14 protein-coding genes are annotated in these 12070 nt (G+C 57.0%); 11 read left to right on the forward strand and 3 right to left on the reverse strand.

Features of this window, described 5'->3' with window-relative positions:
- Positions 1-98: 98 nt before the first annotated feature.
- Together AB5Y83_RS13820 and AB5Y83_RS13825 are read left to right on the forward strand one after the other, a co-directional pair.
- A complete protein-coding gene (locus AB5Y83_RS13820; RefSeq protein WP_005337161.1) occupies positions 99-863 on the forward strand; it encodes a hypothetical protein in 765 nt (254 codons plus the stop codon).
- Positions 857-1411, forward strand: a complete 555-nt coding sequence (locus tag AB5Y83_RS13825) for a VOC family protein (RefSeq protein WP_368175343.1) — start codon at positions 857-859, stop codon at positions 1409-1411. Before AB5Y83_RS13820 ends, AB5Y83_RS13825 begins: the two co-directional genes overlap by 7 nt.
- A gap of 145 nt (positions 1412-1556) precedes the next feature.
- On the opposite strand, the gene AB5Y83_RS13830 is transcribed toward AB5Y83_RS13825, so the two are convergent.
- Positions 1557-2780: an MFS transporter gene (locus AB5Y83_RS13830; protein WP_368175344.1), complete on the reverse strand. Its 1224-nt coding sequence runs from the start codon at positions 2778-2780 to the stop codon at positions 1557-1559.
- A 95-nt stretch (positions 2781-2875) separates the two neighbouring features.
- Here AB5Y83_RS13830 and AB5Y83_RS13835 point away from each other — a divergent pair, with 95 nt between their 5' ends.
- On the forward strand, positions 2876-3751 hold the full coding sequence (locus tag AB5Y83_RS13835) for a LysR family transcriptional regulator (RefSeq protein WP_005351154.1): 876 nt from the start codon (positions 2876-2878) through the stop codon (positions 3749-3751).
- A gap of 63 nt (positions 3752-3814) precedes the next feature.
- The gene (locus tag AB5Y83_RS13840; RefSeq protein WP_368175345.1) at positions 3815-4771 is read left to right on the forward strand and encodes a LysR substrate-binding domain-containing protein; all 957 of its coding nucleotides are present in this window, start codon (positions 3815-3817) and stop codon (positions 4769-4771) included.
- A gap of 81 nt (positions 4772-4852) precedes the next feature.
- Here the strand turns inward: AB5Y83_RS13840 and ribA are convergent, their stop codons facing one another.
- Complete coding sequence (gene ribA / locus AB5Y83_RS13845) at positions 4853-5446, reverse strand: GTP cyclohydrolase II (RefSeq protein WP_005351157.1); 594 nt, start codon at positions 5444-5446, stop codon at positions 4853-4855.
- 248 nt (positions 5447-5694) lie between these two features.
- Between ribA and cmk the strand changes: the two genes are divergently transcribed.
- From cmk to pyrF, 6 genes are all read left to right on the forward strand, one after another.
- Positions 5695-6387: a (d)CMP kinase gene (gene cmk, locus AB5Y83_RS13850; protein WP_019444698.1), complete on the forward strand. Its 693-nt coding sequence runs from the start codon at positions 5695-5697 to the stop codon at positions 6385-6387.
- A gap of 94 nt (positions 6388-6481) precedes the next feature.
- On the forward strand, positions 6482-8152 hold the full coding sequence (gene rpsA, locus AB5Y83_RS13855) for a 30S ribosomal protein S1 (RefSeq protein WP_005337148.1): 1671 nt from the start codon (positions 6482-6484) through the stop codon (positions 8150-8152).
- A gap of 92 nt (positions 8153-8244) precedes the next feature.
- Positions 8245-8529: an integration host factor subunit beta gene (gene ihfB, locus AB5Y83_RS13860; protein ID WP_005299934.1), complete on the forward strand. Its 285-nt coding sequence runs from the start codon at positions 8245-8247 to the stop codon at positions 8527-8529.
- Between the two features lie 158 nt (positions 8530-8687).
- Entirely contained in the window at positions 8688-8972 is a 285-nt protein-coding gene (locus AB5Y83_RS13865) for a LapA family protein (RefSeq protein ID WP_005337143.1), read from the forward strand.
- A gap of 9 nt (positions 8973-8981) precedes the next feature.
- Positions 8982-10148 carry a lipopolysaccharide assembly protein LapB gene (gene lapB / locus AB5Y83_RS13870; RefSeq protein WP_368175346.1) on the forward strand — a complete coding sequence of 389 codons (1167 nt, stop codon included), beginning with the start codon at positions 8982-8984 and terminating at the stop codon, positions 10146-10148.
- A gap of 18 nt (positions 10149-10166) precedes the next feature.
- Positions 10167-10868: an orotidine-5'-phosphate decarboxylase gene (gene pyrF, locus AB5Y83_RS13875; RefSeq protein ID WP_040069331.1), complete on the forward strand. Its 702-nt coding sequence runs from the start codon at positions 10167-10169 to the stop codon at positions 10866-10868.
- Here the strand turns inward: pyrF and rrtA are convergent.
- Positions 10843-11436 (reverse strand): rhombosortase, encoded by a 594-nt coding sequence (gene rrtA, locus AB5Y83_RS13880; protein ID WP_368175347.1) that lies wholly within the window; start codon positions 11434-11436, stop codon positions 10843-10845. The genes pyrF and rrtA overlap by 26 nt on opposite strands.
- Between rrtA and AB5Y83_RS13885 the strand changes: the two genes are divergently transcribed.
- A complete protein-coding gene (locus tag AB5Y83_RS13885) occupies positions 11435-12058 on the forward strand; it encodes a tRNA-uridine aminocarboxypropyltransferase (protein ID WP_368175348.1) in 624 nt (207 codons plus the stop codon). The two genes, rrtA and AB5Y83_RS13885, sit on opposite strands and share 2 nt — an antisense overlap.
- Positions 12059-12070: the final 12 nt, after the last annotated feature.

Here is a 12070-nt window from a genome sequence, read left to right on the forward strand (position 1 = left end):
TGACAAATCGTGGGCAAGGGGGGATCTGCAGGCTACCTTAAGTGGGTAAGCTGTTGTAGGATCACGCAATTGGATAGGAACAGGGGTTTGGACATCCTATGATTTTAACTTTGGTATTGCTGTCTATCGGCGCACTCCTGTTTTTGGTTATCGCCTATAACGTGGTGCAGCAATATAAGCAGAAGGCAGAGGCGGACAAGCGTCACGCCGTTGCCAGACACAAGACGGTGGCCGACGAGACTGAAGAGGTGCTGCTGAACGTCAATCTGGTGCCTTTCTCCAAGAACATGGTGTTGCTGTTGCAGCACCGGATCCTCGATGCCTATCGCGCCATCGCCCAGGTGATGCCGAACAATCAGATCAAGCAGCGCATCGTTGATGTGCAGACCCAGATCAAGAATGTGCAGGAGAACTACAGCGTGCAGGATGAGGGGCAGTTCAAGACCCCGGAGTCCGATCGTCAGGCGATCCAGATGCTGCAGCTGGTCAAGAAGATGCGGGCCGTGCTGCGGGTCGAGCACAACAAGGGCAAGATTGACCCTCAGGGGTTTGCCCAGGAAGAGCGCCGCCTCGAGCTGATGCAGCTCAAGATCAACATCTCCAATCTGGTCAAGCGGGCGATGGATGCTCGCATTCAGGGCCAATATGGCACTTGCCGCCAGCTCTATACCAAGGGACTCTCTGCCATGGCGAGCGTGGGCGACAAGGATCCCTATCTGCTGGCTCGTGAAGAGGATATGCGTCAGGGGCTCAAGGAGCTTGAAGAGCTGCAGCAGCAAAATAGCGCGCAGGATCTGCAAAACATCAAGGACAAGGAAGCCGACGAGCTCGATGTCCTGTTTCAACCCAAGAAGAAATGGTAAGCATGTCCCATCCACTCGATTCCACACTGGGGCCAATGGCCCCATTTGTTTCTCAGCTGTTGGCCGAGCTGGCCGCCAGTGGCGTCACCATTTCCCGGCCAACGGTCGATCACCTCTGTTATCGGGCGGCTACCCTGCAGGAGTACTGCGCGCTATGTGCTGTGCTGGCTGAGGCAGGTACCTTGCTGGTGGAGGGTATGATTGGCGGACGTCCCATCGCCACTTATCAGTTGCGTCAGCCGCTGTTGGCTGATGAGGTACAGGTACCCTGTATCGAGCTGGCTGCACCGAAACCGGGTCGTGTCCATCAGGCGGGGCTGGAACATATCGAGCTGGTGGTCACTTCACTGCAAGATCTGGTAGCGTGCTATCCCGAGCTGCCATTCAAAACCGGCAACATGCAGGATATCCGCAACCCCGATATTGGCCTGATGTTGCCCTCCGGACAGATCAAGTTTCATCTGCGCTCGCTGGCTGAGGTGATTGCCGAAGAGGTGGCGACCGGTGCTGTGGTCGCGGTGCCTGCGGATTATTTCGAGCAGGAGTGATCCTGCGCTCAATGCGGTGCTAGCCTGACAGGCTCTTGAATAACGCAGCAAAAGGGGTCACCGGTGTGACCCCTTTTGTTATCTGGCGGTGCTGGGTTGCGAGATCGCTATCTGCTCGTGGGTGACCCTGTTTGTGCTGATACCGTTACCCGTGCCGGTGTGGTTGCTGGGCGGGCAGTGGCGATTGGCTTCGCTGCTTGAGACGGCCGAGCCAGAGGCTCAAGCCCGCCGTCAAGATGAGGACCAGTTCAATTCCCATGACCAGACCGCCCAGCTCGCCTTGCTCCCAGAAGGGGTGCAGGTAAAGTCCCCCCAGACTGGCTCCCAGATAGTAGGCTACCAGATAGAGAGAGGAGGCGAGGGCGCGGTTGTGTTCGACATGATGACCGACCCAGGCACTGGCGCAGGCGTGTGCCAGGAAAAAGCCGAAGCTGGAGATCAGCAAGCCACTCAGGATCCCGAGCAGGCTAGCTTGCAGCAGCCACAGACTGCCGAGGGCCATCAGGGCGATCCCGACCAGCAGCATCCGTTGTGCCCCCCAGCGGTTGGCAAAGCGGCCGCTCAGGGAGGAGGCCACCGTCCCCGAGAGATAGGTGAGAAACAGCATGCCGAGCCACTGGGTGGGCAGGGAGAAAGGTGGCTTTGCCAGCAAGAAGGTGAGATAGCTGAACTGGTTCAGAAACACCATAAAGTTGAGCCCCCCGATAAGGTAAGCCCCTACCAGCAAGGGATTGGTCAAGTGTTGCTGCAAGGCGCGGGCAAATTGACCGCGAACGGGGGCGCTCGCCACAAAGCGGGTCTGATGGGGCAGCAGCCAGAAGACCAGCGGCAGCAGTAACAGGCTGATTACACCGATCCCCAGAAAGGTATGCTGCCAGTCGCCAAACCAGCCCGCCAACAGACCGCCGACCACCCGACCGGCAATGCCACCGAGGGAGTTGGCGGCAATATAGACCCCCACCGCCGAGAGCAGCGCCCGTTTGCTGAACTCTTCCCCCATATAGGCAATCGCGGTCGCGGGCAGTCCTGCCAGCAGCGCGCCCTGCAGGATGCGCAGCAACAGCAGGGAACCAAACTGCTCAACCAGCGGGATCAACAGTGAGAGCAGGATCGCCAGGGTGAGGGTACCCAGCATGACTTGCCGACGGCCATGGCGATCAGCCAGTCTGGCGCAGATCAGCAGGGAGGCGGCGAGGCCTGCAGTGCATCCTGCCAGGGTCCAGCTGGCCGAGAGGGAGTTGACCAAGAAGACCTCGGCGATCAGGGGTAACAGGGGATGGGTCTGGTAGAGGTTCAGAAACACCAGAAAAGAGCCCAGGCTGAGGGCCAGGGTTGCACGTATCCACTCGCGACTTCCAACTTCAATCATTGCGTATTGTCCTGACTACTTTTGGTCAGGGTAGAGCCCTTGCAGCTATAAATATAATATATTTAAATTATCCATCTCATAAAATAAATTGATACATGGATCTGAAACAGCTTACCTATCTGCTGGCGGTCAGGGATGCCGGCTCATTTACCAAGGCAGCCAACAGTCTGCATGTGGCACAACCGGCTATCAGCATGGCCATTGCTAAACTAGAGCAGCAGCTCGAATTGCGGCTGTTTGATCGACAGGATCGGGCGGTACGGCTCACCCCGGAGGGAGAGGTGCTCTGTCGCCATGCCGAGCGCTTGTTGTTGCAGATGCATCAGGCCGAGGCCGAGATGGCCGAGCTCAAGGGGCTGGAGCGGGGGGAAGTGCGGATCGGGATCCCCTACATGATGGGCTCCTACTATTTCCCCCCTCGTCTGATGGCCTTCAAGCATCGCTATCCCGGCCTCAAGATCCGGGTCGAAGAGGCCGGCACCCGTGAGCTGCTCAGCCGGATGGTGGATGGCTCCCTCGATCTGGCCATTCTCATCACCAGTGATCTCCCCCCCGCCATCGAGGGAGCGCATCTGCTGAGCGAAGAGATGTTGATGGTGGTGGGGGACGATCACCCCTTGCGTGGCGCATCAGCCGTCACCCTCTCGCAGTTCTTTGCTCAGGAGTTGGCGCTGTTTCGCCGTGGCTTTTATCACCGGGAGCATATGGAGGCGCTGGCCCAGAGCCTGGGCGTTGAACCCGATATCGCCTTCGAGAGCAATCTTATCCCTCTGCTCAAAGCGGTGGTGCGGCAAGGCTTTGCGGTGACCACCTTCTTGCGGATGGTGCTGGAAGAGGAGCCGGATCTGAGTGGAGTGCCCTTCGACCCGCCCATCTACCTCGACCTCTGTGTGGCGTGGCGGCGTGGCGATCCGCTCTCCATGGCCAACCGTGCCTTGCGTGATTTTCTACTCAAGGAGCGCCCGGCCTGATGGCGGCGGGCCATTGCTGAAAGTTTGTTACTATTAACGGTGGGTTCGCTTGAGGGCTACACCATGAAATTGCAGCAATTGCGCTATATCGTCGAGGTGGCGAACCACAGGCTGAATCTGTCGGCCACCGCCGAGAGCCTCTTTACCTCCCAGCCCGGGATCAGCAAACAGGTGCGGATGCTGGAGGATGAGCTGGGGATCCAGATCTTCGAGCGCAGCGGCAAACACTTGACCCAAATCACCCCCATAGGTCGGGATGTGATCAAAGTGGCCGCGGAGGTGCTGGACAAGGTGGCCACCATCAAGGTAATGGCCAGGCAGCATGTGCATCCGGAGCAGGGAACCCTCACCATTGCCGCTACTCATCTGCAAGCCCGTTATATTCTGCCCGCCATCCTCAAGGGTTTTATGGCCCGCTTTCCCAAAGTAGCCGTAACTGTGATGCAGGGGAGTGCGGCGCAGTGCCGCGTAGCCGTGCATGATGGCGCTGCCGATCTGCTGCTGGCGGATGAACCGGAGGAGGGGAGCGATCTGCTCATGCTCCCCTCTTTTCAGTGGCAACGGGGCTTGGTGCTGCCCAAGGATCATCCGTTGGCTAAAGCAACATCGCTGACCCCGGCCGAGCTGGTGGAGTTTGCATTGGTGACCGATGGAAGGGCTCTCTCCACAGCTCATAGCACTGATTGCGCTCATGCCGAGAGCCGGATCGCCTGCTGTGCGAGCGACAGCGATGTGCTCAAGACCTATGTCAGACAAGGGATGGGCATCGGGGTTATGGCAACTTTTGCCTGGGAGCCCCAGCGCGATGGCGAGCTGGTGCTCAAAACGGCGCCCTGGCTACCAGGCGGTGTGGCCGCTATCGGGTTGCGCAGAGGGGCATTTTTATGCGGCTATCTCTACGATCTGATTGAACGTCTCGCGCCGCAATTGACCCGCGAGCGGGTCGAACAATACTGTGCTGCCCGCACTGGCGAAGAGCTTGAAGCTCTGCTGGCCAATTTGACCGTGCCACTTAGATAGCTAGGGTTGATGTGTGGTCATCCCAAGAAAAACGCCTCCCAATGGGAGGCGTTTGACTATCTGACATTCGTCAATCCAGGCTCATTTTTTGAGCATATGATCCAGCTTGTTGGCCTTGGTCGACAGATAGAACTCGTTGTGGGGATTGCGCCCTTCCTGCAACGGTACCCGTTCGGCCACTGGAATACCGAAGGATTCCATCGCTTTCATCTTGCGCGGGTTGTTGGTCATCAGTTTGAGAGACTTGACCTCAAGCTGCTTGAGCATATCAGCGCAGATGGTGTAGTCGCGCATATCGGCGGCGAAACCAAGGGCCACGTTGGCTTCCACGGTATCGGCCCCCTGATCCTGCAGGTGATAGGCGCGGATTTTGTTGAGCAAGCCGATGCCTCGGCCCTCTTGACGCACATACAGCAACACGCCACGACCGGCTTTGGCGATATTCTCCATGGCCGCCTGCAACTGGAAACCACAGTCACAACGCAGGCTGAACAGGGCGTCGCCGGTCAGGCACTCTGAGTGGATCCGGCCCAGCACGGGCTCGTCACCGGTAATGTCGCCCATCACCAGTGCGGCGTGGTCTTTGCCTGTGCCGGTTTCCTGAAAACCTACCAGCGTGAAGGTGCCCCAGGGGGTTGGCAATTTGGATTTGGCCACGAGGGTAACGCTGCTCATAGGTTGCTCCTTACTACTAACGGCTCAAAAAAGGGGGCCAGTTTAGCGCGCCTTGTCAGGAACGACCATAAGAACAAGTCCCTGCATTGCTTAATGAAATCTCCAAATGAGATACAAGCACTGCTATCCGGCGGGGTTTTGGCCCTTTGTGCGGATTGATGACTGCCAGGCTCACCACATTCGGGTATAATCGGCGCCCATTAACCCACCCCTTCGGGATGGGAGCAACACAGTGCAGGAGAGAAGTTATGCCTCAGATGGCCCCCGTAATGACAATTGATGGCCCCAGTGGTGCAGGTAAAGGCACCTTGTGTCAGCTGCTTGCTGAGAAGCTGGGTTGGCACTTACTGGACTCGGGCGCCATCTATCGGGTGTTGTCCCTGGCCGCCCTGCATCACGATGTAGAGCTGGACAGTGAAGCCTCACTGGTGCCACTGGCTGCCAATCTGGATGTGCAATTTCAGGTTGAGGGCGATCTGGTCAAGGTTATCCTGGAAGGGGAAGATGTCTCCCGCACCATCCGCACCGAAGAAGTGGGTAATGCTGCCAGTAAAATCGCCGCCTTCCCCCGGGTGCGCGAAGCATTGTTGCGCCGTCAGCGTGCTTTTCGTCAGGCCCCGGGTCTGATTGCCGATGGTCGTGATATGGGCACAGTTGTTTTCCCCGAGGCCGAGGTGAAGATTTTCCTCGACGCCAGTGCCGAAGAACGGGCCCAGCGTCGCTATAAGCAGTTGCAAGATAAGGGCTTTGATGTTAACTTTGAGCGTCTTTTAACCGAGATTCGGGAACGTGACGATCGCGACAGAAATCGCGCTACTGCACCCCTGAAACCGGCAGAAGATGCTCTGGTGGTAGACTCTACCGCCATGACCATAGATGAAGTGCTGGCAACAGTGCTCGCCTATGCAGAGCAACAACTTGGTGATGCCAGCGCAAGCTGACATCCGGTCGTCTGCACCAAGGATGGCGCAGATTATTTAAAACAGCCCCGCTTGTGCCGGATTGCAAGTGGATGTTTCATTTGTGACATAAACAATGATCGAATCTTTTGCTCAACTCTTTGAAGAGTCCCTGAACGCCGTTGAAACCCGTCAAGGTTCCATCGTCAAGGGTACTGTCGTTGCTATCGAGAACGGTTTCGTACTGGTTGACGCCGGTCTGAAATCCGAGTCCGCTATCCCGGCTGAAGAATTCAAGAACGCCATGGGCGAGCTGGAAATCAACGTCGGCGACACCGTTGACGTGGCTCTGGACTCTATCGAAGATGGTTTCGGCGAAACCAAGCTGTCCCGCGAAAAAGCCAAGCGCCACGAAGCCTGGCTGCAGCTTGAGAAGGCTTACGAAGAGCAAGCTACCGTTATCGGTATCATCAACGGCAAGGTCAAGGGTGGTTTCACCGTTGAACTGAACGGCATCCGTGCCTTCCTGCCTGGTTCTCTGGTTGACGTGCGTCCGATCCGTGACACCGCTCACCTGGAAAACAAAGAACTCGAGTTCAAAGTCATCAAGCTGGACCAGAAGCGCAACAACGTTGTTGTTTCCCGTCGTGCCGTGATCGAGACCGAGAACACCTCCGAGCGCGAAAGCCTGCTGGCTAACCTGCAAGAAGGTCAAGAAGTTAAGGGTATCGTCAAGAACCTGACCGACTACGGTGCATTCGTAGATCTGGGCGGTGTTGACGGCCTGCTGCACATCACCGACATGGCGTGGAAGCGCGTTAAGCATCCTTCCGAAATCGTCAACGTTGGCGACGAGATCGCTGTCAAGGTTCTGAAGTTCGACCGCGAGCGTACCCGTGTATCCCTGGGTCTGAAGCAGCTGGGCGAAGATCCCTGGGTTGCTATCGCCAAGCGTTACCCGGAGACCACCCGTCTGTCTGGCCGCGTGACCAACCTGACCGACTACGGCTGCTTCGTTGAAATCGAAGAAGGCGTTGAAGGCCTGGTACACGTATCCGAGATGGATTGGACCAACAAGAACATCCACCCGTCCAAAGTTGTTAACGTTGGCGACGTGGTTGACGTGATGGTTCTGGACATCGACGAAGAGCGTCGTCGTATCTCCCTGGGTCTGAAGCAGTGCAAATCCAACCCGTGGCAGCTGTTTGCCGAAACTCACGCCAAAGGCGACCGTGTTTCCGGCAAGATCAAGTCCATCACTGACTTCGGTATCTTCATCGGTCTGGATGGCGGCATCGACGGCCTGGTTCACCTGTCTGACATCTCCTGGAACAACCAGGGCGAAGAAGCCGTGCGTGAATTCAAGAAAGGCGACGAGATCGAAGCCGTTGTTCTGCAAGTGGATCCGGAGCGTGAGCGCATCTCCCTGGGTGTCAAGCAGATCGAAGAAGACCCGTTCAACAAGTACCTGGCTGACAACAAGAAAGGTGCTATCGTGAAGGGTAAGGTTACCGAGGTTGATGCCAAAGGTGCCGTTATCGAACTGGCTGATGGCGTAGAAGGCTACCTGCGTGCCTCCGACGCTGCTCGTGACCGTGTAGAAGACGCCACTCTGGTGCTGTCTGTTGGTGACGAAGTTGAAGCTAAATTCATGGGCGTTGATCGTAAAAACCGCACCGTAAGCCTGTCTGTCCGTGCTAAGGACGAGGCTGATGAGCGTGTTGCTATCGATAACCTGAACCAGCAAGAAGAAGTTGTGTTCAGCAATGCTATGATGGAAGCGTTCAAAGCCGCCAAGGGTGAGTAATCCTTGATGCAAGAAAAGGGCGGCATTGCGCCGCCCTTTTTTATCCTGGCAAAATGAATATTGCATGTGATCGGGGAAGGAGATTTAACGTTATGACCAAATCAGATCTCATCGAACAACTGGCAGCCAGCCGCATGCATATGCCGGCCAAGGATGTCGAAGCTGCCATCAAGGAGATCCTTGAGCAGATGGCGTCGACCTTGCAAAACGGCGACCGGATTGAAATCCGCGGATTTGGCAGTTTTTCACTGCACTATCGTGCGCCCCGTGTGGGCCGCAACCCCAAGACTGGGGACAAGGTTGAACTGACCGGGAAATATGTCCCGCACTTCAAACCTGGTAAAGAGTTGCGCGAGCGCGTCAACATCATTGAATAATGCAGAAATGGGCATACCTCGGGTATGCCTTTTTTCTTTTTGGCACCGATTCCTGTGCCAATCGTCTTGTTTCTTAAACTCTTTTCCCATTCACTCTAGAGTCTGCCTGCGATTTTAAGGATAATCAGCCTCTCATTAGATACTGACAGGGAGCTCTTATGAAGCGTATTTTGGCCCTCATTCCGCTGGTGCTGGTGTTTGTTCTGACCCTGGCGCTGGGCTCACAAAATGGCCAGCTGGTTCAGTTCAATTACCTGATCGCTCAGGGTGAGTTTTCACTTGCCATGCTGTTGGGCTTCTTCTTTGCTGGCGGTTTTTTGCTGGGCTGGCTGGTATTCGGCCTGCTGTTCCTGCGCCTGAAAATGCAAAACCGCACCCTCAACCGCACCATGCGTCGTCAATCCCGCGAGTTGGAGCTGGCCCGGTCACCGGGTAAGGAATAATGTTCCTCAATGCTTGAACTGCTTTTCCTGCTGTTGCCCATCGCCGCCGGTTATGGTTGGTACATGGGTCGCAGGAGTGTTCGCCAGGACACCCAAAAACAGAGTAACCAGTTTTCCCGCCAGTATGTGGCGGGCCTCAACTATTTGCTGTCCGATGAATCCGACAAGGCGGTGGATCTCTTTATCCAGCTGCTTGAGGTGGACAGTGAAACCATCGAAACACACCTCTCCCTCGGCAACCTGTTTCGCCAGCGTGGGGAGGTCGATCGTGCCATCAAGATCCACCAGAACCTGGTAACCCGCCAGCTGACCCGGGAACAGCGCCAGCTTGCCCTGCAGGAGCTGGCTCGCGACTTTTTGGCTGCTGGTCTGCTCGACCGTGCTGAAGCGCTCTGGAATGAGCTGTGTGACGACAGCGACTATGAAGAGACGGCGCTGGCACAGCTGTTGATCATCCATCAGCAGTTGCGGGATTGGGACAAGGCCATCGATGTGGCGGTGCGTCTGCAAAAATTCCAGGGCAAGAAGCTGGCCGACCCCATCTCCCATTTCTATTGCGAACAGGCCGAAACCGCGCTGCGTGAGGGCAATAGAGGGGAGGGGCTGGCCAAGCTCAAACGGGCGCTCAGTATCAATCCGGCATGTGCCCGCGCCAGTTTGCGCCTCGCTGAGCTCGCCATGGCCGAGGGGGAGTATGAGCAGGCCAGCAAGGAGCTGCTGCGGGTGTTCGAGCAGGATATCGACTTTGCCTCCGAGGCAATGCCCAAATTGCTCGAGTGCTATCAGCAGTTGGGGCGCACACCCGCCTTGATCCCGCTGCTTGAGAAGGCGGTGGAAGATCACGCTGGCGTCAGCGTGACATTGGCCCTTGCCAAGCTGGTTGAAGAGCGTGATGGCCTGAGCCAGGCCCGTTCGCTGGTGCTGCGTCAGCTGCGTCGTCATCCCTCGATGAAAGGTTTTTACCAGCTGGTGGGTTTTCAGCTGGCCAGTGCGGAGGAGGGGCCTGCCAAGGAGAGCCTCGAACTGCTGCAACAGCTGGTCGGCGAGCAGATCAAAATCAAGTCAACCCACAAGTGTCGGCAGTGCGGCTTTGCCACTCACTCGCTGTTCTGGCAGTGCCCGTCTTGTCGCCAGTGGGGTTCCATCAAGCCGATCCGTGGTCTGGACGGTGAATAACAAGCAATAGGATGTGAGATGCAAGATCCCAAAGTACTGGTAGCGCTGGATTATCAGCACGAGGCAGATGCCTTAGCGTTCGTTGAACGTATCTCTCCGGCCCAGTGCCGTCTCAAGGTAGGCAAGGAGATGTTTACCCTGTTTGGCCCACAGTTCGTACGCCAGCTGGTGGCCAAGGGATTCGATGTCTTTCTGGATCTGAAGTTTCACGATATTCCCAATACCGTTGCCAAAGCGGTGGCAGCCAGTGCCGAGCTCGGTGTCTGGATGGTCAACGTGCATGCCAGTGGTGGTGAGCGGATGATGCGTGCCGCCAAAGAGGCGCTACTGCCTTATGGCGACAAGGCCCCCCTGCTTATCGGCGTGACCGTGCTGACCAGCATGGAGCAGTCCGACATGATCCCTCTTGGTCTGGATGTGAGCCCCGCCGAGCAGGTGATCCGGCTGGCTACCTTGACCAAAGCATCCGGTCTGGATGGGGTTGTCTGCTCTGCCAACGAGGCCCATGAGTTGAAAGCCTTGCTGGGCGAAGATTTCAAGCTGGTGACCCCGGGTATTCGCCCGACCGGTTCAGCGGCCGGGGATCAGCGCCGGGTGATGACACCGAAAGCGGCGGTCGAGGCGGGGTCCGATTATCTGGTTATCGGTCGCCCCATTACGCAGGCTGCCGATCCGGCCGCCATGCTGGCCAGCATCAATGCCGAGCTGGTTGGTGCGTAACAGGCTCACTCAGTGATACACGGTGCAGGCCGAGCAACAGGCCTGCACCGGCCCCGATAAGATGAGAGCCGATGTGTACCCTGGCATTGATCAGGGTGGATATCGGGCTCTCTCCCGCATTGTAGAAGTCCATCGCCAGCTTGAGCCCCATCCCTGCCAACAGTAGCCAGCCCGATGTGCGGCGTCCGTGGCGGATATCCTGCATTGCCCCCCAGACAAACAGACCATGCAGCGAGCCGGATAGCCCCATGTACCACTGGGTCTGCGGGCACCACCTCCAGATCCCCAAGCCCACTGCCAGCCAGAGCAGCAACATCAGCAGCGGCAGGCGAGCCCCACCCAGATAGTCGCGAAACAGGCTATAGAGGATGGCGAGGCCGCCCAGATTGAGCAGCAGGTGCCACAGATTGGTATGAGCCAGATTGCCTGTTATGATCCGCCACCCTTCACCCTCGGCGATCAAGGGCCGATCGAAGGAGAGCTGAAGATTGGGAACGGTAAAGAAGAGTAGCAAGCTGGTGAGAGAGAGCGTGATAACCCAGAGCAATCCAGATTTGTCTGACAACATGAAACAGTCCAACGACAAGAACAGTCGATACTGTACACGTTGCACCCGAGCCCTCAAAGCCTGCCTGTGCGATTATATTGTGCCGGTTGACAATCACACGCCCCTCTACATCTTGCAGCACCCCAACGAGGTGGCACATCCCAAGGGGACTGCGGCGCTGCTGGCGGCCTCTTTGCAACAGTGCGAGATCCATGTGGGGGAGGACTTTTCCCGCGATGAGTGGCTCAATGTGCTGCTGGCTGACCAATCCCGTTGTTTTTATTTGCTCTGGCCGAATGAGGATGCCATTTCGCTGACCAATCTTCGCCAACAGTGGGAGAGTGAATCCTCTGGCTCCGCATCAGTCGCCTTTATCTTGCTTGACGGCACCTGGCGCAAAGCCTATCGCATGTTGCAGAGCAACCCGGCACTGGCCCGCTTGCCCCGCATCGGCATTGGTGCCATTGCCGGTCAATATGCCATTCGCAAGAAACCCTTTCCCGATGCCCTCTCTACCATAGAGGCGGGCTATCACCTCTTGTCCCGGTGGGAGGGGAGGCCGGAGCGCTATGCGCCCTTGCTGACCCTGTTCAATCGGTTGAATACCCAGTGGCAGGACTTTGCCGAAGGCCGCCGCGCGTGACATTTGAAGGAG

It is taken from the genome of Aeromonas sp. R5-4 (assembly GCF_040908215.1).
GTDB lineage: Bacteria > Pseudomonadota > Gammaproteobacteria > Enterobacterales > Aeromonadaceae > Aeromonas > Aeromonas veronii.